Origin of the sequence: Desulfofundulus thermosubterraneus DSM 16057 (genome assembly GCF_900142025.1) — a bacterium.
Classification (GTDB): domain Bacteria; phylum Bacillota; class Desulfotomaculia; order Desulfotomaculales; family Desulfovirgulaceae; genus Desulfofundulus; species Desulfofundulus thermosubterraneus.
Genome location: NZ_FQZM01000003.1, coordinates 55,554 through 74,919, shown reverse-complemented (window position 1 = coordinate 74,919; position 19,366 = coordinate 55,554). Strand labels below are relative to the sequence as shown.

Sequence of the window (19,366 nt, the reverse complement as noted above, 5' to 3'; positions counted from 1 at the left end):
CAGCAGGAGAAGCCCGGTGCTGGATTAAAGCGCGCCGGGCATTTTTACACCTTCTACGGCTGCCGTCCCGGCGTTGCGGATCTCCCCGGGGATTTTAACGGATGGGGGGGGTGAACCAAAGATTATGCCTGGTCAACTTTTAACCTGGCTCTCGGTACTGGCTTTTTTGCTGGGCTTTATTGCCCTGGTGCTGGAAATTTTCGTCGTTCCGGGCTTTGGCGTGGCGGGGATGACCGGGATCATTCTCCTGGCGTGGGGGGTATTGTTGCTGGCGGTGGATTTTACCCAGGCCACGGCTGCGCTGGTGGTGGCCCTGGCCCTCACGATAGTGGTATTTTCCCTGGGGCTTAAATTTATGTCCCGGCTGAACCTCTGGCAGCGTTTAACCCTGGGTACAAGGCTGGAGAAACATGAGGGCTATGTGGCCGGGCAGGTGGACCTGGGGCACCTGGTGGACCTTACGGGGGTGGCGTTAACCCCCCTGCGGCCCGCGGGGACGGCGGAAATTGCCGGCTTGCGGCTGGATGTGGTTACCGGCGGGGAATACATCCCAGCCGGGGCGAAGGTACAGGTGGTGCGGGTGGAAGGGAGCCGGGTGGTGGTACGCCGGGCAGACTACATTTAGCTGTATTGCACAAGCTAAATATAAGCCGGGATAGCAGGTAGTGTTTCTTCACTGCAAGGACAAAAGTAGCCGGAGTCAGTTACCATACTACGCTTTTAATTAATTTACAGGAGGTGTCGGATGTTTACTCTGCTTGGACTTTCCACAATCATTTTCTTCCTGCTCATTTTAATTGGCGTGGCTGTGATTTTCAGTTTTATCCCCGTAGGCCTGTGGATTTCCGCCCTGGCCGCAGGAGTAAAAATCGGCATTTTCACCCTGGTGGGCATGCGCCTGCGGCGCGTCCCGCCGGCAAAAATTGTCGGCCCGTTGATTAAGGCCGATAAAGCCGGCCTCAATGTAACCGTAAACCAGCTGGAGGCCCATTACCTCGCCGGGGGTAATGTGGACCGGGTGGTGGATGCCCTCATTGCCGCCGAGCGGGCCGACATTCCCCTCACCTTTGAGCGGGCCGCGGCCATCGATCTGGCCGGGCGCAATGTCCTGGAAGCGGTGCAGATGAGCGTCAACCCCAAGGTGATTCAAACCCCCATGGTATCTGCCGTGGCCAAGGACGGTATTGAGGTCAAGGTTATCGCCCGGGTTACGGTGCGGGCCAATATCGACCGCCTGGTGGGTGGTGCCGGTGAGGAAACCATCCTGGCCCGGGTGGGTGAAGGCGTCGTAACTACGGTCGGCAGTGCCGAAAGCCACAAGCACGTGCTGGAAAACCCGGACTCCATTTCCCGGACCGTGCTGGGGAAGGGCCTGGATGCCGGGACGGCTTTCGAAATCCTTTCCATTGATATTGCCGACGTGGACGTGGGGCGGAACATCGGCGCCCAGTTGCAAATCGACCAGGCGGAAGCCGACAAGCGCATTGCCCAGGCCAAGGCAGAGGAGCGGCGGGCCATGGCCGTGGCCAAAGAGCAGGAGATGCGGGCCATGGTGGAGGAAATGCGCGCCCGGGTGGTGGAAGCGGAAGCGGAAGTGCCCCGGGCCATGGCCGAGGCTTTGCGCCAGGGCAAACTGGGTGTCATGGATTACTACAACATGCAAAACCTGCTGGCCGATACCCGTATGCGCGAGGGTCTGGCCAGGATGGGCGGCGAGCCGGGTGAGCCCGGCGAGTCCTCCATGAGGGGAAAGGAACGCTAACCCATGGAAGCGCTCATTTTCTGGGCTTTTCTCCTGTTCATTTTCTGGACACTCTTTGCCAGGGAGCGCGCTAGGTCTGGCCGGCGTTATCCCGGGGGCCCCATTCCTCCCTTTCCGCAGCCGGATGCGCGGGAAAAACCGCAGGATGGTTCCTTAAGGGAACCAGGGAATTACGGGGAGGAGGAAGATTTGCCTTTACCGGGACCCTGGAGCCGTCGACAGGAAGAAGCGGATCTACCCCTGCCCGGTCCGTGGAGCCGCAGGCCGGAAGAGACTGACTTGCCCCTGCCAGGTCCATGGGACCGCCGGGAAACTGACCCGGAGGATGTTCCCCTTCCCGGCCCGTGGAACCGGCAGGAGGAAGGACCGCTTCCCGGCCCCTGGAGCAGGCGGGAAGGGGATCCGCCCGGCCAGGTGACCGGCGGGGAAAAGGTTCGCAAAGCACCTGCTGGTGTGTTCCGGCGGGAGCAACAGGAGCGCCGCCCTGACCCCGCTTTAGAACATAAACCGGAACGGATGGCTGAAACGGAGCGTGAAGCCCGCCGGGAACGTTCCGTATGGGACGTCTCCGGAATTGAAGGTGCGGACCAGGTTTTTCCGGAAACCCGGGGATTCTGCCCCCGGCCGGTGCAATGTCCCCTGCTTTCGAGACGCAACCTGGCTGCGGCGGTAATCCTGTCTGAAGTGCTGAATTCCCGCGGTGGCCGGCAGGCCCGGAGAAGGAGAGGGACGCGGTAGGAACATCATGGCAAAATCAAGCTGCAATTGAGGAGGTACTATGACGTGCAGGAGTGGCTTGTACTTGTTTATAAGTTGCCGCCAGAACCGTCCCGTTACAGGGCGGCAGTCTGGCGGCGGATCAAGTCCCTGGGAGCAATATACCTGCAGAACGGGGTCTGTGTTTTGCCTTACGGACGTGACACCGAAAGGCAGTTCAGACAATTGCGCAAAGAGATTGAGGATTGCGGAGGGGAATCCTTTTTAATCAAAGGTACGCTGCTCGTTGGCGAACAGAACCTAATAGAACTCTTCAATGCGGCCAGGGACGAGGAATATGCGGAAATCATCGACCGTTGCGAAGATTTTTTCAAGGAAATAGAGATGGAAACTGAAAGCCGGCACTTTACTTACGCCGAACTGGAAGAAAACGAAGAAGATCTGGCCAAGCTGGAAAAATGGATGAAAAAGGTTATGGAAAGAGACTTCTTCCAGGCCAGCCTGGCAGAAAAGACAAAGGAACTATTACAGGAGTGCCGTACGCGTCTGGATGAATTTGCCGATCGGGTTTTTGTATGCGAAGATTCCATGCATAAAAAACCTGAGTGTATGGAATCCTGATAAATTTGAGAAAAATTTTTGGGATTTTACTGGAATTTCATATTGCTTTTAAGTTGTTGCGTTTTCCCAGATAAAGCATAATTGGTACTGCCAGTAACTGAACTATCACCGAAAATGCCACCACATACCCCACCGACAGGTCATACAAAATCCCCATCAGGGCGCTGCCCAGGAACCAGAACAGGCCGTACCCGGTGTTGAACACCCCGTAGGCAGTACCGCGCCTATCAGGAGGGATCATACCGGCAATGGCTGCCCTTAAAACCGATTCCTGTGCCCCCATACCAATACCCCAGATTACCATCCCTGTTACAACTGTTATAAAGTCCCCCAAAAACACTAAGGGTGCAAATGAGGATGAAACCAGTACAGCTATGACCAGAATATTGATTCCGGTACGGTCAAACAAGTATCCAAAAATTAAAGCCGCCAGGGCATCGGCTGCCATTGCTATGGCATAAAGTATTGGAAGCCATTCGGGCGAAATCAGAGAAGTCTTACCCAGGTGGAAGGCAATTAAAGGATAATCAACATAGCCGGCCGCTATGAGGGCGACGGCTGCCAGGTAAAGCCAGAATTTTGACGGTAAACCTTTGTCTACCGCCATGATTGGCGTTGCTTCCAGCTCTCGCGGGACCGGATATAAAATCCTGGCAGCGATGAGGATTATTAGCGCAACGGAAGCCGGCACCAGTAAAACGGCAAATCCTGCTTTATAATTGCCTTTTAAAAAGTATAACACCAGGGCTACAATTAAAGGACCGGTAATGGCGCCAATTTGATCCAGAGCTTCGTGAAGGCCAAATCCCCGTCCTCTCCCAACTTCCGAAGTGGCGTAAGAAAGCATGGCATCACGGGCGGGAGTACGGATGGCCTTCCCCACTCTTTCCGTAATCATTAAACCTGCTGCCACCGGCCAGTTACCTGCCAGGGCCAGAAAAGGAACCGCCAGGAGGTTGAGAAAATACCCCAGTATTGTAATCGGCCAGTATCTCCCCGTACGATCGCTTATATAACCGGAAAACAGCCGCACACCGTAACCCAGCAGTTCTCCCAGTCCGGCAACGAAACCAACGATTGTTCCGGTGGCCCCCAGCACTGCCAGGAAAGGACCGGTAATGCTGCGGGCACCTTCATAGGTCATGTCTGAAAAGAGGCTAACGATTCCCAGCAGGATAATGAATTTGAATGCTTTCCGGGTGGTTTGGTTCATTTTCTTTTCTCCATGAGATTCCATCAGGAGTCCTCCTTTCCTGTTTGCTCCTCCAGTAGATACAACCATCTGTAAGTTGAATGGTATCCAGGCGGGGAAAAATTAAATCAACCACTTTACACCATATAACACCCCCTTCTTGTAACAGAGCAGAGAGATAGAATGACCAAAAATATAACTGCTGTTACATTTAGATTATAACTGTGTTTATATCTAGATTATAACTATGGTGGTTTAATAGATCAATACTTTTTTATATTCAAACCTCTGAAAACCGGGGACAGATACGAGGTTGCCGTACCGTGCCTTTATGAAATTGTCGATGGGGTGACTTTTGGAAAAGATCCGCTTGCTTTGGGCAAATAAAATCCCCCGGAGCTTCGGCGGGGGATTTGGGATAAATTTACCTTATTTCACCAAAAGTATCTTAAATAACTGTTACAATCACAATCCTGGTTTTTCAGTGCACCCAATTCAGCTTTCGGAAGAATGCCTTCCGGTGGGAAAAGTGAACCCACAGACATCCGGTTGCCGGCTTGCACCCGGCTCATCTAAATTCCCGCACCACCAGGCAGGCGTTCTGCCCTCCAAATCCGAAGGAATTGGACATGGCCACCCTCACTCTTGTCCGGCGGGGTATATTAGGCACATAATCCAGGTCACAATCCGGATCCGGCTCTTCGTAATTGATGGTAGGCGGTACGATTTCTTCTTCGATGACTTTGATACAGGCTATTAACTCGGTTATGCCACCGGCTCCCATCAGGTGCCCCGTGGCTCCCTTCGTGGAGCTAATGGGAATCTGAAAAGCACGGGAACCAAAAACGGCCTTAATGGCCAGAGTTTCCACCCGGTCGCCCAGGGGCGTGGAGGTTCCATGAGCGTTAATATAGTCGATGTCTCCGGGTGTCAAGCCCGCCCTTTCCAGGGCCTTACGCATGCACAGGATTTCTCCCCGCCCGCCGGGTTCGGGCGCCGTGGTATGGTAACCGTCGCCAAAGTTGGCGTAACCAATTAATTCCGCCCTGATCCGTGCGCCACGGCGCTCAGCGTGAGAAAGGGTTTCCAGAATCAACGCGCCAGCTCCCTCTCCCATCACCAATCCGTCCCGCCGGCGGTCAAAGGGACGGCTGGCCTTCTCCGGAGCGTCGTTGCGGGTGGAGATGGCCCTGGCGGCATGAAGACCGGCTATGACCAGGGGACAGATGATGGATTCAGCTCCTACGACCACCATGACATCGGCTTCTCCGCGTTGCAAAAGCATGAGTGCGGTACCCACAGCATCCGCCCCCGAAGAACAGGCGGTACTTACGGTCAGGCTTGGTCCCTTCAAACCGTGGAGGATAGCGACTTGCGCCGCAGCCACGTTGCCCAGTATCCGGGGCATGAAATGGGGGTTTATGCGGGTGGAACCGGTACGGCAGAGCCGCTCCTGTGATTCTGTAATGGTAGTGATGCCCCCGACGGCGGTGCCCATGACCACTCCCATGCGTTCCGGATTTCCGGTAGGGCTGCCGTCCTGGAGGGCTTCTCCGGCTGCCACCAGGGCATACTGCATAAACAGGTCCGTTTCTTTGACCAGTTTTTTGGGTAAAAAATCCTCCGCCCTGAAATCCCGAACTTCGGCCCCAATTTTAACCGGCAGGTGATCGGTATTGAACCTGGAAATGTACCCGACCCCGCATTTCCCCTGCAACAGGTTACGCCAGTAAGGTTCCACACCTATACCAATGGGTGTGACCGCGCCCATCCCAGTGATTACTACCCGCTCCCGCTTTTCCACTCTTCCACCTCCCTGCTTATGCCTTCAGCCGAACTGAAATCTTGAACACCCCGTATCTCATCACCCTTTGGTTCACCAAATAGGGCGTTTATCTTTTCCCACAGGGCAGGATGGCGTTTTTTTAAATCAAAAGGCTTTCCCCGCTCATCCACATAAGCGTGGGTGGTAAAACCCTCGGCGGCAAGCACCCCGTCTTTTTTAAATATTTTATATTTAAATCCGATTCTCGTCCGGGTTAAAATGACCAGGACGGTTTCCAAAATGATTATCTCCTCCGGCCGTAGCGACTTTTTATACCGGCAACCGGCCTCAAGAGCCACCATATTGATGTTTTGCCGTTGAAAAAAGGTCATATAGGGCAAGCCGTATTTTTTGAAAAGCTGAATGCGACCGTTGGAAAACCAATCAAAGTATTGGGCGTAGTAAGCAATGCCGGCGGCGTCGCAGTCACCCCAGCCAACCTCCATTTCAAGGCGGCAAAAAGGATACTGCTCGCTCATTAGAACATCCCCCTCAATGAAGTTAAACCGGTACAAGTTTCCTGCACTGTTCACCGGGCGCTGGTTTTAAGCGAAATCGTGCCAGCGGAAAGCTGGAGGTGTTAAGAGCAATTGAACACTACACCGCGTTCGCCGCCGGTCAGGCCCGTTCCAGCAGACCCGCCTGTTGATCCCTGATCGCCTGCTCTTTTACTTTGTAGCGTATCTTTTTCCCCGTGGCTGTGTAGGGTATCTCCTCCACAAATCTGTAATAACGAGGTTTTTTGTACATGGCCAGCATGGGATGGTTACGGCAATGCTCGTCCAGTTCTCTGGCAGTGAGGGAGGGATCCGCTTTGATGACATAGGCTACGACGGCTTCCCCGCGGATTTCATCGGGGACTCCGATTACCACCGATTCCTTTACTTTGGGATGCTCGTTAATTACTTCCTCTACCTGATCCGGGTAAATGTTCTCACCCGCCGAGATGATCATATCGTCTTTTCTTCCCACCACGGTGATGTATTCATTTTCATCCCAAGTGCCCAGATCACCGATGTAAATCCAGCCCTTGTAAAAAACCCGTTCGCTTTCCGCCGGGTTATTCACATAGCTATATGTGGTTTTGGCCGGTGCCTTTACTATGATTTCACCGATCTCCCTGTTATCCTTGGCTACGTAGTCATCCGGTTCGGCCCGGCGGTCAGGGTAGATTTTTACCACCGCGACATCGTCATCCGTGCAGGCGCGGCCTGCCGAACCGGCCATCTGCGGCAGGTCGTAGGGGCGCAGAAAGGTGTTCCAAAAGGCTTCGGAGGTGCCGTAACCGTTAAAAATGTTGGGGGTGAGCACCTGTTGAAACTTAATGCAGGCTTCCCGCTCCAGTGGCGCGCCCATAGTGACAATGCCCTTCAAACTGCTCAGATCCCTGGGATTTTTACTCTGAAAGTCATGCAACAGCTTGAGCATGGGCGGGGCTCCGATCAGGAAAGTAATACCGTACTTCTCCACATAGTCCAGGCAGGTGCGGGGCGTGAACTGCCTGAGCACTATCACTTCTCCCCCCACGTACAGGGTGGGGTTGGGTCCGCCGGAATGCAGGCCGCCGCGGTGGAACCACGGGCTCATGTTCATGGTTTTGTCCAGAGGCGACAGGGGAAAGTGCATGATCACGTCGTGGGCGGATAGAACCTCGTTTATGTTGTTAATGGGCACCCCCTTGGGCCTGCCGGTGGTCCCGGAAGTGTAGAGCCTGGTGGTTTCATCGTATATGTGCTTGGGCCGGGGGATGTCCGGATCATGCTCTGGCTGGTTTTTTACATAGTCTTTGAAGGTAATGGAACCGGCAAAGGGTTTTTCTTTGGCCCAGGGATCCACCATAACCACCCGGCGTGGTTTGTGCCGGGCCATGGCCAGTGCTTTTTCAGCCGTTTCCTTCACTTCCACGTCATAAAAGAACACGGCTGGTTTGCTGTCGTCAATAATATAAGCGGTTTCTCCGTAGGCCAGCCGGAAATTAATGGGGCAGTTGATAGCGCCTATCTTTTGTGGAGCCAGGTAGAGGAAAACAAATTCTGCGCTATTCAGTAACTGGTACATGACCACATCGTTTTTGCCCACCCCATCGGCCAGTAGCGCATGAGCCAGCCTGTTACATTCCCGGTTAAGTTCGGCGTACGTCCACGTTTTTCCCCGCAGAGGGCAGGTAAGAGCCGGTTTTCCGGCAAACCGGTGCACGTTACGCAAAAAGCCGTTCAGGTAGGTAAATTCATATTCAAAGATATCTTTGAACATACATATGTCGTAAGTGTAGTCTCCCCGGTTCATCATTCTAACCTCCCCGTATAGAATTGACTCTTTTCCGGAGAGTCACGAGCCACTTTTTCATTACTTCTTACCGAATCCTTAAAATCCAGGGCGTGCAGTGCCTCTGCGGCGGCTATACGTACCACCTGATTTGGGTCCTTCAGAGCTTCGGTGAGGGCTTCCCTGGCCCGGTTGCCACCCAGCCTGCCCAGCGCTTCGACGGCTGCCAGACGGGCCGGCAGAAACGAATTATGTTGTAATAAAAATATTAGATGCGCCGTCGCCTGCCTATCACCGATTTCTCCCAGGGCAAGAGCCGCATCGGCCAAAATGTAAGGATCGTTGCCGTTTTCCATAAGGCAATGGAGGAGCGGCAAGACAGCCGATTTTTCTTTCAATTTTCCCAGCAGCCAGGCCGCCCTTCGCCGGATGGCGGGATCTTCATGTCTGAGGGAGGCGATCAATTTTTCCACATATCTCCCCGTCGGTTTCATGGCAAACACCTCCACTCTACCGGCAAAAGCAGGTTGTTGACGAATCCTGCACCTGAAGCCAGGCCCACAAGCCGTTGCACTGGCAACCAGACCGGAAACGGGCCGGTGATCTCCCGCGTTCCTAACTGGGCCTTCTTCAATTATTTTCCAGTTTCAAAAGGCCTTCTAGATTTTGCCTTAAAATAGAGAGCTTTTGTTTTTCCTCTTCGCATTTGGCACGGGATTTTTCTTGTTCGGCGACACTGGCTTTCTTTTCCTCAAGGGCTTTTTGCAAAGCGGTTTTAAGGCTGAAGGCAACAGCGTCCGAGCGTAACCTCAGCTCACCTGCCACCTGGCGTACTTTTTCCTTTAAACTCTCCACCAGGTCGGCCCGCACCCTACCGCAGTTGCGGTTCAAAAGCTCCGCCAAACTGGCACGGGTTTTGGTGAGGATGTGTTTTTTAAGTAATGCCTTTGGTAAAAGAGATGCTACGGTCAATTCTTCAAAAGCGGGAATAAAGGTGGGGTGTTCGTAAAAGTGGAAGTAGAAATAGCGATCGCCCAGAATATAGTCTTTATAAGCCGTTTTGTGTACTTCTACCTGGAAAATTTCTGCCGAGGCAGCCATCAAACGGTCTACTATATCTTCGATGCGCTGGAAAAACCGTCCTGCCACCCGGGCGAATTCCTGCTGCATTATTTCTTTTTCGCGCTCCCTTTGTTCTTCCAGTACGCCCAGGATGATCCTTTTGATGTAATCGTGGGCCAGACCGGCAGTTTCTTTCACCGAATGCCTGGGGTAATTCTCTTCGATGAATTCCTCCAGTTGTCCGGCCAGTTGAGGAAACACGCGGCGTTCAAAAGCTTCCATATCTTCCGCCACCCTGGCGGCCAGCTTATCCACCTCCCGGTAAAGCAAGTAGATGCTGTCTTCCCGTTCTTGCTCCAGATGGGCCAGTTCCGCTTCAAAAGCGGCAATCTTCCTCTCCAGTTCTTCCAGGGAATCTTCCATGCCGCGGCGCCAGATCTCCAGTCCCAGCTCCAGTTCATTCAGGATGCGCAGCGCCCGCGAGGCAGTGGCTGAAATAATGAGCGCTCCCTTCTGGCGCCTGATCAGATCGTTTATCAGGTTCTCCAGTTCCGTCATCTGGCTTGTTTTCAGCCGTTCTGCATCATTCTGCTCCTTTCCTTCCAGGGCCAGGCGGGCTGAAAGCGGGACCAGTAATATATCCTGAGTCTGAAGTTGTTCCTGCAGCATCCTGCGGGTGAAGTCCAAAGCTTCCGCCAGGTCATGCGGATTGACAATGTCAATTTTGTTCAGCACAAATATGAGCTTGTGTACGTGGTGCCGGATGTCGCGCAGGTAATCCAGTTCTCCCTTGCCCAGCGGTGCATCTACCGAAATAACAAATAGCGCTGCGTCGGCCCGGGGCAGGTAGCCGTAGGCTGCTTCGGTATTATGGGTGTAGGCCGAACCCACCCCGGGAGTATCCACCAGGATAATTCCTTCAGCCAGGAAAGGGGCGGGATAGATAACCTCCACTTCGCGCACTTTCTTAATGTTACGGGGGTTTTCTTTTTCCGTTACGTACTGCACGATAGCTCCAACGGGTACTTTTTCGCTTCGTCCGTCCAGGAACACGACCGTTGCCTGCGGTTCCGTGCCATAGCGTATAAAGGTGGGGATCGCTGTAAGAGGTACGATGGCGGTAGGCAGGATGCGCGTTCCCACAAGGGCATTGATCAGGGTTGACTTGCCCCGCTTAAACTCACCCATCACCACCAGGGTGAATGTCTCTGAGGCAACCCGGGCCAGGCTTTCGGTGAGCAGGTCCACCGCAAAGCGGTTTCCCCCGGCCTCAGCCAGAGTGATCAATTGTTCGACTGCATTGGTGAGCAGTGTTTTTTGCTCACGAAAATGTTCCAGCATCAACCAATCACCTCTTTGCTTCCGTGTTTAAGGGAGCAGTATGCCGGAAAATGAACAAAAACTCCTACCATCACCTTACTGGATTTTGGTAGGAGCCATCAGCCTTTCCGGGCATTCCAGGCGAGCTCCATCGCCGTGGAGCAGTTTCTTGGATTAGTCTTCCCTGCCTTTTGCCACCAGTACATCACACGCCGCGTGACGGATTACGTAGGAAGAAACGCTGCCCATGACCAGCTTTTGAATGGCGCTCCAGCCGTGGGTTCCCACGACTATCAAATCAAAATTATTCTCCCTGGCAAAGCGCACGATGGTTTCTCCCACGTGGCCGAAGATCAAATGCGTGGTCAGCTTTACGTTTTTGCCGGCTGCTCGGGAAACCGCATCTCCCAGCTTCTTTTCGTAAAATTCCCGTGCCCTGGTCACCATGTCGTCTACTTCTGCTACGGTGCCCGCATAATCGGGCAGGTTTACCACGGCAACCGCGTGCAGCTCGCACCCGCAGCAACGGGCCAGCTCCATTCCTACAGACAGGGCCTTGTTGGAGTAGGGAGAACCATCATAGGCCACCATGATCTTGCGGTACATAATCTCACCCTTTCGTTAGTCTCCCGTCCTTCGGGTAATTGCTTTCATAATCTTAATCGCTAGTAACTCCTCTTTTTCGGCAGGGACTTCCAGAAAACGTGTCTCGGGGGATTCTTAAAACAGTCCTCACTCCTCCGGTACCGGGTGACGTTCGGAGATGGAAACTACATCGCCGGCTTCGGCCGCCTGCACCCGGGGCCGGAAAAAGGCCTGGGCGATAATGGTGGGAATCACCCCGCTGGCTATCACTACCGTTACCAGTATGGTGTACTGCTGCTGGTCGATGTAGTGATGGCTCAGCCCGAAAAGAGAAGAGATGGTGCCAAAGGTCAGGCCCGTACACATGAGCAATGTGGTGTACATGCCTTCCCGGTGCTTATAACGAAACAGCCTGGTTAGAGGCCATATTCCAACAAATTTGCTTACCATTTTTACCATCAGCAGGATCAAGATTAACCCAAAGGAACCTACGACGGCGGGCAGGGAAACATACAGACCTGCTTTCAGGAAGTAGAATGGGGTGAGGAAGGCAAAGGCGGCGGCCCGCATGCGCTGCAAAAGTTCTTTTTCCCTCTGAAAGAAACCCGCCAGGGCCAGGCCCAGCAGGTAGGCCGGCAAGACGGCTTCGCTGTTGGCCTTGCCGGCCAGCCCCCCCAGCAACAGCAGGGCAAAAAGCACGTATTTTACCTCAATCTGGCTTACCTGGCGGCCGAACCTTTCCTGAAAGGCGGGTGTGATTTTGGGCATTAAGAACAGGACAACCGCGGTGGCCGCAATAAAGACGAGCATCCAGTAGTCATAGTTGGCAAAGAGTATGCCTAGGGCCAGCACCGTGCCCAGGTCGTTAATGAAACAGGCGGCCAGGATGATTTGCCCTAGTTCCGTTTCGTTCAGGCGCGTTTCCACCATGACCGCGTACACTATAGCCACGGAAGTGGTGGAAAGGGCGATGCCGGCAATCTGCGCCGCCTGCAGGTTCCACCCGGCTACATAGTAGGTATAGGCAAAAGCCCCCAGGAAGGGGAAAAGAAAACCTACCACACCCAGGGAAACGCTTTCCTTGAACTTGCTTTTCAGCACCGCCGGATCCACTTCGGCCCCGGCCAGAAAAGTAAGGACGATGGCGCCCAATCCCGCCAGGAAGTTAACCCAGGTGTTTACTTCCAGTCCCAGGTAATTGCCGCCGATTACCCCCACCATGATCTCCACCATGGCTACCGATATACCGGTACGTACGGAAATTAACCCGGCGGCTAAGGCCAGCCCAATCCAGGTGGCTGCCACAAGCCACGTGTTCAAAGAAAATACCTCCCTTTCTCGCTAAGTTGCATTATAAAAGCTCCTACCGGAAACCCTGCGGGATTCTGGTAGGAGCTATTAGCCTGGAAAAGGCAATTTAAGGCGAGCTCCATCGCCTGGTGGGATATATCTGACGGAAGTATATTAGCATGTTTAGCCAGAAGGTGTCAATAAGAAACTACTTGATACGGAAACAGGATCACTTTACTATTTTACAGCCAGAAAAAAACAGGTACAGGAGTAATAAAATTACAGGCTGGTGTACCAGGTAGATGGTCAGCGAATGCCGGCCCAGGAATAGCAATGACCGGCCCAGCGGGTGGAAGGGCAGGGGAGAATGGGGAAAAAGGCTTCGTTTAGAGGGGTAAAACATTCGCCCCAGGGCCATGCCCCACAGGAACACCCCAAACCAGGGGAGAAGGGGGTAATAGTCCACGGAAAAGAAGCCGTCCCTCACCAAGCCCAGCCAGGCCAGCCAGTTGTGGGGCCAAGTAAGGGTGCCGGTATAGCGTCCGGCCAGCAGGAGAAGGGCGCCCATGACCATTAGAACAGGTGAAGGTAGTCCCATGAAAATGCGGGCCAGGATCATGCTTGTCCCCAGGAATTGCAGGATGCCGAAGATGATGTTGCTTCCGGGGAGCGCCACCCCCGTAACGATATAAATGATGAACCCCCATAGGAGGATTTTTATCCCCCGCCGCAGGTTATTGGAGCTGAAGAAAGAGCTTATGCCTGCAATGAGGATGAAGAGAGTGGCCGCCATCTTACCCGTGTAATAAATCAGGCCCTTCTGGTAATCCAGGGGAAGATGGTAAAACTCTGCCAGGTCATAAAGTAAGTGAAAGGTCACCATTAACAGGAGGGCCACTCCCCGGAAAAGGTCGATTTCCCATACGCGGTTAATTGATGCTGCTTTTATGTGCTTTTTTGCTGTGCTTGCGCTGACGGCCGGCTTTATGGCTGGATTCCTCCGTTCAAATGTGCCTTTTGTTCACGTACGAAATGACAACGGGCATGGTGATGATCATGCTCAGAATAAAGACCCACACGGCGCCCCCGATGCGGGCCACGGCCGGGTAGGAAATCCCCGTGGCATAGGTGGATAGAAGAAAGAGAAAGGCGGCGGCCAGGGAGATGCCCGTGTAGATCAAGACGCTCGCGCGAGCGGGATTATTCATGTATCTCGGCTCCTTTCCGGTTCCTGGTGGCGAGTGTTGATTTGAATCTCCCGTTTTTGCTGTTACCGCAACGCCGGGCTGGGTAATGGTTGTCCTGCCTCTCCCCGGGGCTCCTGTTGTTCCTTCTTCATGGAGGGAATAAAACGTTTTAAGAGCAGGGTGTTCAGGGTTACCGAGACCGAGCTCATGGCCATGAAGAAGGCGGCCAGCTCCGGGCTTACAATCAGCCCGGTAGATGGATAGAGAAGGCCGGCGGCAATAGGAATGCCCAGACTGTTGTAGATAAAGGCCCAGCCCAGGTTTTGCCGCACTTTGCGCATTGTCGCCCGGGCTATTTCAATGGCCGAAACCACGTCCCGCAGGTCTGCCTTGATCAGGATTACCTCGCCCGTCTCCTTGGCGATATCCGTACCGGTTCCAATGGCCATACCCACGTCGGCGGCCGCCAGGGCCGGGGCGTCGTTGATACCGTCTCCCACCATGGCTACTCGCAGGCCGCGGGCCTGCAGCTTGCGCACCTCTTCGGCCTTATCCTGGGGCAGCACGTCCGCCAGAACTTTTTCAATACCCGCCTGGCGAGCGATGGCTTCGGCGGTGCGGCGGTTGTCCCCCGTGATCATGATCACCTGCAGGCCCATTTTTTTCAACCGGGCAATGGCCTGGGGCACATGCTCTTTTATCGTATCGGCCACTGCAATTACCCCGGTTGCTTGCCCGTCCACCGCCAGGAGCATGGCGGTTTTCCCATCCTGCTCCAGGGATTTCACAGAGGGCAGCAGGGTTTCAAAGGCCACTCCTTCCCTTTCCATTAGCCGGCGGTTGCCCAGCAGTATCGTGCGGCCCTGGTAGCGGGCCTTGATGCCGTGGCCGGGGACGGCCTCGAATTCCTCCGCTTCTTTTACGGCTACGCCGGCCTTTTCCGCTCCCCGGACAATGGCTTCACCCAGGGGGTGCTCCGAGTTCTTCTCCGCCGCAGCGGCCAGACTGAGTAGTTCCTCCCGCGTGAAGCCCGGAGCGGGAATAACGTCGGTGAGGGAGGGTTCGCCCCGGGTAATGGTGCCCGTTTTATCAAACAGCACCGCCTGCAGGGCGGCGGTGGCTTCCACGGCATCGGCTCCTTTGAAAAGAATGCCGTTTTCCGCTCCCTTTCCCGTCCCGGCCATCATGGCGCTGGGGGTGGCCAGTCCCAGGGCGCAGGGGCAGGAGATAACCAGGGTGGTTACGCTCAAAAGCAGGGCAAAACCGAAAACCCCCACCTCGGCCAGGCTGTAAGGTGACAGGATAAAGTGGCTGTCCGGCCGGAAAAAGGCGTGGTAACCGTAGAAAAACCAGAAGAGGAAAACGACCAGTGCCAGCACATGGACTCCTGCAATGAAGTGCCCGGCCACCAGATCGGCCAGCCTTTGTACAGGTGCCTTGGTGGCCTGGGCGTCTTCCACCAGGCGGATGATCCGGGCCAGGGCCGTGTCCCGCCCCACCCTGGTGGCCTCAAATTTAAAGGTCCCTGTTTTGTTGATGGTGGCTCCGATTACTTCGTCACCCGGCTTTTTCTCCACCGGGATACTTTCCCCGGTGATCATGGACTCGTCCACCGCCGAATGCCCTTCAATTACCCTTCCGTCCACCGGGATGCTTTCCCCGGGACGCACCACCACCACATCACCGGGCACCACCTCAAGGGCGGCAATTTCCATCTCCCGGCCTTCCCGGATCACCCGGGCGGTTTTGGGCTGCAGGTTGAGCAGCTTCCGGATAGCTTCGGAGACGCGCCCCCGGGTGAGGGCTTCCAGGTAGCGGCCCAGGACGATAAAGGCGGTTAACAGGGCGGCCGACTCAAAAAAGGTGGCCCCTTTACCCCCAAAGCCGGCCCCGGGCCAGAGGGTGTTGATGGTGGCAATGATGTATGCGGCTCCTATTCCCGTGGCATAGAGAAGGTTCATATCGGTGGCGCCTTTCTTTAAGCCGTTGAAGCTGTGCACGAAGAACTGCCAGCCGGCGATAAAGACCACCGGGGTGGTCAGCGCCCACAAAAAGAGGGTATTGCCTATAAACTCGGGTACAAAACGGGGGAGAATCCACACGTCCCGGAACATGCCCAGCATGACCAGGAGGGATAGGGGCCAGGCAATCCACATGTTCCGGGCCTGGCGGCGTATTTCCTGCCGGCGGGCCTGCTTCTCCCGGTCCAGGGCCTCCCGGCCCGTGGCCTTCTCAGCCACCTCGTAGCCCAAACCGGCGATTGCTTCCTTAATCCGGACGGGTGTTACCGTTCCCGGATAAAAGGTTACCCGGGCGGCTTCCGCGGGAAGGCTAACGGTTACATTTAACACCCCGGGCAGCCCGGAAACCGCCCGTTCCACCCGGGCCACACAGGCCGCGCAACTCATGCCCCTTACCGTCAGGTGTATTTCCCCGGTGGGCACCTGGTAGCCCAGTTCCCGGATGGTCTTGACCAGTTGTTCCACGGATACCTTTTCCGGGTCGTATTCTACACTGGCCTTTCCGGTGACCAGGTTGACCACGGCGCCAGTTACCCCGGGTGTGTTTTTTAAAGCCCGTTCCACCCGGGCCACGCAGGCGGCGCAGGTCATGCCTTCTACGGGGATGCTGGCTTGTTTCATATTTTTTCCTCCTTCACCGGTACCGGCAGCCTCGACCGTTTTCTTCTACTATACCCCTGTAGGGTATTTACTTAATCTTAACCCTGTCCTTTGGAATAAGTCAATATTTATTTTTCTTTAGAATGTCCCGCGCCCTCACTTTTAAATTAAGAAACCCGCAGTTTTTTCCCTGCGGGCTTTTACGCGGGCAGTTTACCGTCTTGCCCGGGACTGTATTCAGCAGCCGCCTTTACAGTGGGCTACGGGACGCAGCATGTAACGCTTTCTCAACACGCGGGTCGACCTCCTTTCCTGCCCGGCGCTGGACGCCGGTTATCTGGTGAACTGATCCAGTACCTGCATGAGCTCATCGATGGCCTCGTCACCCCGGTCCTCGCGGATGGCCCGGGCCACGCAACCCCGGGTGTGACTCCGCAAAAGGGAGAGGGCCACCTTTTGCAGTGCCGCCCGGGTGGCACTGATCTGCAGGAGGATATCCACGCAGTAGCGGTCTTCCTCGAGCATCTTTTGAATGCCGCGAATCTGCCCCTCAATTTTTTTGAGGCGGTTTAAGAGGTCTTCTTTGTTTCTTTCCACATAGGACAATCCCAATCACTCACCATCCTACCCTACTGGGGTATCCTATAAAGAATATATCAAGAGGCAATTGCTGGTGTCAAGAAGAGTTTTGTTCGTGTTCGTATCAAGATTCAGTAGGTAACTCTGATCTGAAAAATATACACGCCTGCCGTTTTGCACGCGTTCGCTCTGTTCCCCAGCACTCACCCATCGGGTGTAGGACCTTCGCAGGCATTTAAAAAGTCTCTAGTTAGCATCATACCATCAGAGAACTCTGGTTGCAGTGAGTGCTGGGCAAACTAGCGCTCGACCTCGGGCTCCGGCGGGGTTCCCGGCCAATTTGGACGTTTGAAGCTCTAACCTCCATTTTCGTCATCCATGCCCTCGGCCCCGCCTCCACCCTCGGTCTCGCTAAGTTTGCCCAGCACTCAACAGGCTTCGAATGATGACCGACTAAACACAATCACTTTCGAGTCTGTTGAGTGCTGGGTCAAGGTCGTTCGCTTCGTGCAAAACGGCAGCCGTTTTCATCTTCCGTTGGTGGTGCTGAAAACGTCACACGGCCTTTACTGAATATCTGCCATATGGCGGCCGCTTACGGTACGGTGATCACCTTTCCGGGGCCGCGCAGGGCCTCGTTAATCTCGTACATGTTGCTTATCCGGCCCACCTGGAGGCTGTCTTTTATCCGGTAGTACTCCAGGCAGGTGCCGCAGGAGATGATGTCCGTGCCCCTTTCGGCCATCTTTTTTAAATGTTGCAGGACCGGGGAGTTGGTGCAGGTCAGGAATACCCCCGTATTTAAAAAGATGAGCTTATCCGGGGGCGGGTCGGTTTCGGCCAGGGTGGCGCATAAACTTTTCAACAGCGTCATCCCCAGTTCGGGAGCACCCTGCCCCAGCAGGTTGGAAGTGAAGAAATAGATCAGGGGGCGGGCTTCCCCGGTACTTTGTGCTACAGGTTTTACGGCGTTGTCCGGGGCTTTTTCCGGCGCTTCCCCTTTGGTTATGGTGATCACAAAGTTACCTTCTTTTTCGGCAACCTGTACGGGATAGCCGGCGTTTCTAGCAAACATGGTTACGTTTTCCCGGGCCACCGGGTTGTCTACGGTGACGATTACTTGACCGGCGGCGATTTCCTCCAGCGCCTTCTTGGTGTTGATTACCGGCTGGGGGCAAGCCAGCCCCCGGCAGTCCACTTCTTTTTTCACCATAACATTCACCTCTTGTTTATTATTCCACCCGGATTAGCCAGCTCTGCCTTTCCACCACCCGGCCGATGGCCCGGGCCGCCGTCACCCCGTTGGCGTGAAGCTTTTGCAGGAGGCGGTCCGCCCGCTCCGGCGGAGTGGCAATGAGCAGTCCCCCGGAGGTTTGGGGATCAAACACGACCATCTGCTGGGCGGGGGTGAGGCTTTTGGCAAATGTAACCGCTTCACCAAGGTGATCCCGGTTGTGATAGGCCCCGCCGGGAATCAGGCCCATGGAGGCCAGTTTCACTGTTTCAGGCAAAAGGGGCAGACGGCCATATTCAAAAACCATGCTTACCCCGCTGGCTTCGGCCATTTCCGCAGCATGCCCCAGCAACCCGAACCCTGTGATATCGGTACAGGCATGTGCCCCCACGGAAAGCATGGCCGAGGCTGCCTCCCTGTTTAAGGCAATCATGCTGGCCAGGGCGGCTTCCCGGGCTTCCGGAGGAGCCAGCTCCGCTTTGACGGCCGTGGCAATGATGCCCGTACCCAGGGGCTTGGTCAGGATCAGGACATCTTGAGGCAATGCGCCGGCATTGGTCAATACCCTTTGGGGATGCACTAAACCGGTGACGGCCAGCCCGTACTTGGGTTCCTCGTCCTGGACCGTGTGTCCTCCGGCGATGATGGCTCCGGCTTCCTTTACCTTATCCGCCCCCCCTTTGAGAATCTCAGCCAGGATCTCCGGAGGCAGGCAGGTGGGGAAACAGGCAATATTCAGAGCTAAAAGGGGCCGCCCGCCCATGGCGTAAATGTCGCTCAGGGCGTTGGCTGCGGCTACCTGGCCAAAAAGGTAGGGATCATCCACCACCGGGGTAAAAAAATCCACCGTTTCAATGATGGCCATATCTTCCGTTAGCTGGTATACCGCTGCATCGTCGGCCTTTTCCAGCCCTACCAGCAAGTGAGGGTCTTCAAGGCGTGGCATCTGCCGCAGCACCTGCGACAGGGTGGCCGGTCCCACCTTGGCCGCTCACCCGGCAGCTTTGGCCAGGGTGGTCAGGCGAATTTTTTCAGCCATATTTACTCACCCCTAACTTTTGCAGTTTCCTTGTCCCCGGCTTTTCTTACAAGATAGCATATCTTTT

General features: G+C 54.9%; 18 protein-coding genes and 2 riboswitches. Of the genes, 4 read left to right on the top strand and 14 right to left on the bottom strand.

Going from position 1 to position 19,366, the window contains the following annotated elements; all coding sequences use genetic code 11:
• The first annotated feature begins 124 nt into the window (after positions 1–124).
• The 4 genes from BUA65_RS00375 to BUA65_RS00360 all read left to right on the top strand — a co-directional run bounded on the left by BUA65_RS00375 (position 125) and on the right by BUA65_RS00360 (position 3,100).
• On the top strand, positions 125–625 hold the full coding sequence (locus BUA65_RS00375) for an NfeD family protein (RefSeq protein WP_072866788.1): 501 nt from the start codon (positions 125–127) through the stop codon (positions 623–625).
• A 120-nt stretch (positions 626–745) separates the two neighbouring features.
• A complete protein-coding gene (floA, locus tag BUA65_RS00370) occupies positions 746–1,762 on the top strand; it encodes a flotillin-like protein FloA (protein WP_072866787.1) in 1,017 nt (338 codons plus the stop codon).
• Positions 1,763–1,765: 3 nt separating this feature from the next.
• The gene (locus tag BUA65_RS00365; RefSeq protein WP_072866786.1) at positions 1,766–2,500 is read left to right on the top strand and encodes a chromosomal replication initiator protein DnaA; all 735 of its coding nucleotides are present in this window, start codon (positions 1,766–1,768) and stop codon (positions 2,498–2,500) included.
• 45 nt (positions 2,501–2,545) lie between these two features.
• Positions 2,546–3,100: a Chromate resistance protein ChrB gene (locus BUA65_RS00360; RefSeq protein ID WP_207543833.1), complete on the top strand. Its 555-nt coding sequence runs from the start codon at positions 2,546–2,548 to the stop codon at positions 3,098–3,100.
• A gap of 37 nt (positions 3,101–3,137) precedes the next feature.
• Here BUA65_RS00360 and BUA65_RS00355 read toward each other — a convergent pair whose 3' ends face one another.
• The 14 genes from BUA65_RS00355 to selD form a co-directional block, all read right to left on the bottom strand.
• Positions 3,138–4,337: an MFS transporter gene (locus tag BUA65_RS00355; RefSeq protein ID WP_242656179.1), complete on the bottom strand. Its 1,200-nt coding sequence runs from the start codon at positions 4,335–4,337 to the stop codon at positions 3,138–3,140.
• A 523-nt stretch (positions 4,338–4,860) separates the two neighbouring features.
• Positions 4,861–6,096: a beta-ketoacyl-ACP synthase II gene (gene fabF, locus BUA65_RS00350; protein WP_072866784.1), complete on the bottom strand. Its 1,236-nt coding sequence runs from the start codon at positions 6,094–6,096 to the stop codon at positions 4,861–4,863.
• Positions 6,075–6,596: an acyl-CoA thioesterase gene (locus BUA65_RS00345; RefSeq protein WP_072866783.1), complete on the bottom strand. Its 522-nt coding sequence runs from the start codon at positions 6,594–6,596 to the stop codon at positions 6,075–6,077. The genes fabF and BUA65_RS00345 overlap by 22 nt, the downstream gene beginning before the upstream one ends.
• Before the next feature lie 139 nt (positions 6,597–6,735).
• Positions 6,736–8,406: a class I adenylate-forming enzyme family protein gene (locus BUA65_RS00340; RefSeq protein WP_242656177.1), complete on the bottom strand. Its 1,671-nt coding sequence runs from the start codon at positions 8,404–8,406 to the stop codon at positions 6,736–6,738.
• Positions 8,403–8,876 carry a HEAT repeat domain-containing protein gene (locus BUA65_RS00335; protein WP_072866781.1) on the bottom strand — a complete coding sequence of 158 codons (474 nt, stop codon included), beginning with the start codon at positions 8,874–8,876 and terminating at the stop codon, positions 8,403–8,405. Before BUA65_RS00335 ends, BUA65_RS00340 begins: the two co-directional genes overlap by 4 nt.
• Before the next feature lie 136 nt (positions 8,877–9,012).
• Complete coding sequence (locus BUA65_RS00330; RefSeq protein WP_072866780.1) at positions 9,013–10,785, bottom strand: dynamin family protein; 1,773 nt, start codon at positions 10,783–10,785, stop codon at positions 9,013–9,015.
• Between the two features lie 82 nt (positions 10,786–10,867).
• A riboswitch (Fluoride riboswitch) is annotated at positions 10,868–10,929 on the bottom strand.
• Between the two features lie 9 nt (positions 10,930–10,938).
• Positions 10,939–11,370 carry a universal stress protein gene (locus BUA65_RS00325; protein ID WP_072866779.1) on the bottom strand — a complete coding sequence of 144 codons (432 nt, stop codon included), beginning with the start codon at positions 11,368–11,370 and terminating at the stop codon, positions 10,939–10,941.
• A 126-nt stretch (positions 11,371–11,496) separates the two neighbouring features.
• Complete coding sequence (locus BUA65_RS00320; protein WP_072866778.1) at positions 11,497–12,669, bottom strand: cation:proton antiporter; 1,173 nt, start codon at positions 12,667–12,669, stop codon at positions 11,497–11,499.
• A 62-nt stretch (positions 12,670–12,731) separates the two neighbouring features.
• A riboswitch (Fluoride riboswitch) is annotated at positions 12,732–12,795 on the bottom strand.
• A gap of 73 nt (positions 12,796–12,868) precedes the next feature.
• Positions 12,869–13,522, bottom strand: coding sequence for a heparan-alpha-glucosaminide N-acetyltransferase (locus tag BUA65_RS00315; protein WP_242656175.1), 654 nt, complete (start codon positions 13,520–13,522; stop codon positions 12,869–12,871).
• Positions 13,523–13,643: 121 nt separating this feature from the next.
• Positions 13,644–13,847, bottom strand: a complete 204-nt coding sequence (locus BUA65_RS00310) for a hypothetical protein (RefSeq protein ID WP_072866776.1) — start codon at positions 13,845–13,847, stop codon at positions 13,644–13,646.
• 62 nt (positions 13,848–13,909) lie between these two features.
• A complete protein-coding gene (locus BUA65_RS00305) occupies positions 13,910–16,468 on the bottom strand; it encodes a heavy metal translocating P-type ATPase (RefSeq protein WP_072866775.1) in 2,559 nt (852 codons plus the stop codon).
• 312 nt (positions 16,469–16,780) lie between these two features.
• Entirely contained in the window at positions 16,781–17,059 is a 279-nt protein-coding gene (locus tag BUA65_RS00300) for a metal-sensitive transcriptional regulator (protein WP_341349585.1), read from the bottom strand.
• 562 nt (positions 17,060–17,621) lie between these two features.
• Positions 17,622–18,239, bottom strand: a complete 618-nt coding sequence (gene yedF, locus BUA65_RS00295; protein WP_207543832.1) for a sulfurtransferase-like selenium metabolism protein YedF — start codon at positions 18,237–18,239, stop codon at positions 17,622–17,624.
• Between the two features lie 19 nt (positions 18,240–18,258).
• Positions 18,259–19,299 carry a selenide, water dikinase SelD gene (gene selD / locus BUA65_RS00290; RefSeq protein ID WP_084061917.1) on the bottom strand — a complete coding sequence of 347 codons (1,041 nt, stop codon included), beginning with the start codon at positions 19,297–19,299 and terminating at the stop codon, positions 18,259–18,261.
• Positions 19,300–19,366 lie beyond the last annotated feature (67 nt).

What these genes read in the sequence shown, in the direction of transcription:
- BUA65_RS00375 (WP_072866788.1), top strand. Translation starts at nt 125, where the DNA reads ATGCCTGGTCAACTTTTAACCTGGCTCTCGGTACTGGCTTTTTTGCTG.
- floA (WP_072866787.1), top strand. Translation starts at nt 746, where the DNA reads ATGTTTACTCTGCTTGGACTTTCCACAATCATTTTCTTCCTGCTCATT.
- BUA65_RS00365 (WP_072866786.1), top strand. Translation starts at nt 1,766, where the DNA reads ATGGAAGCGCTCATTTTCTGGGCTTTTCTCCTGTTCATTTTCTGGACA.
- BUA65_RS00355 (WP_242656179.1), bottom strand. Translation starts at nt 4,337, where the DNA reads ATGGAATCTCATGGAGAAAAGAAAATGAACCAAACCACCCGGAAAGCA.
- BUA65_RS00345 (WP_072866783.1), bottom strand. Translation starts at nt 6,596, where the DNA reads ATGAGCGAGCAGTATCCTTTTTGCCGCCTTGAAATGGAGGTTGGCTGG.
- BUA65_RS00340 (WP_242656177.1), bottom strand. Translation starts at nt 8,406, where the DNA reads ATGATGAACCGGGGAGACTACACTTACGACATATGTATGTTCAAAGAT.
- BUA65_RS00335 (WP_072866781.1), bottom strand. Translation starts at nt 8,876, where the DNA reads ATGAAACCGACGGGGAGATATGTGGAAAAATTGATCGCCTCCCTCAGA.
- BUA65_RS00330 (WP_072866780.1), bottom strand. Translation starts at nt 10,785, where the DNA reads ATGCTGGAACATTTTCGTGAGCAAAAAACACTGCTCACCAATGCAGTC.
- BUA65_RS00325 (WP_072866779.1), bottom strand. Translation starts at nt 11,370, where the DNA reads ATGTACCGCAAGATCATGGTGGCCTATGATGGTTCTCCCTACTCCAAC.
- BUA65_RS00315 (WP_242656175.1), bottom strand. Translation starts at nt 13,522, where the DNA reads ATGGTGACCTTTCACTTACTTTATGACCTGGCAGAGTTTTACCATCTT.
- BUA65_RS00310 (WP_072866776.1), bottom strand. Translation starts at nt 13,847, where the DNA reads ATGAATAATCCCGCTCGCGCGAGCGTCTTGATCTACACGGGCATCTCC.
- BUA65_RS00305 (WP_072866775.1), bottom strand. Translation starts at nt 16,468, where the DNA reads ATGAAACAAGCCAGCATCCCCGTAGAAGGCATGACCTGCGCCGCCTGC.
- yedF (WP_207543832.1), bottom strand. Translation starts at nt 18,239, where the DNA reads ATGGTGAAAAAAGAAGTGGACTGCCGGGGGCTGGCTTGCCCCCAGCCG.